At 65.2% G+C, this 627-nt stretch carries 1 protein-coding gene; it reads left to right on the forward strand.

The annotated features are described in order from the left end of the window. Positions 1 to 205 precede the first annotated feature (205 nt). Positions 206 to 627, forward strand: a 422-nt coding sequence (locus L981_RS33140; RefSeq protein ID WP_043627375.1) for an alcohol dehydrogenase catalytic domain-containing protein, incomplete at its 3' end; no start/stop codon positions are given.

Consider the following 627-nt stretch of genomic DNA (forward strand, 5'->3'; position numbering starts at 1 on the left):
CTAACCCTCTCCCCGCAGGCGGGGAGAGGGGACGTGCCCGCCGGAGGCCTTGGAGGGCTTGGCGGAAGCGCAGTCCTGAAAGAGGAGTGGTGAGGGTGCGGCATATCCCTTCTCCCCGCGCGCGGGGAGAAGGTGGCGGCAGCCGGATGAGGGGCTTCCCTCAACGCGCAGCGCCGAAACGGCAGATGATTTTGGAGGCAGTCAAATGACGAACATGATGAAGGCGCTGGTGAAGTCGAAGGCCGAAGTGGGCTTGTGGATGGAACGCGTGCCGGTGCCGGAAATCGGCCCGAACGACGTGCTGATCAAGGTCAAGAAATCGGCGATCTGCGGCACCGACGTGCACATCTGGAACTGGGACCAGTGGGCGCAGAAGACCATTCCGGTGCCGATGGTCGTCGGTCACGAGTTCATGGGCGAGATCGCCGAGGTGGGATCTGCCGTCACCAAGTACCATGTCGGCGAACGGGTCTCGGGCGAGGGCCACATCGTCTGCGGCAAATGCCGCAACTGCCGCGCCGGGCGCGGGCACCTCTGCCGCAACACGCTCGGCGTCGGCGTCAACCGGCCGGGCTCGTTCGGCGAGTTCGTCTGCCTGCCGGAATATAACGTCGTGCCGATCCCCGA

Origin of the sequence: Ensifer sp. ZNC0028 (assembly GCF_000799055.1) — a bacterium.
In the GTDB taxonomy this organism is placed as follows: Bacteria; Pseudomonadota; Alphaproteobacteria; order Rhizobiales; family Rhizobiaceae; genus Ensifer.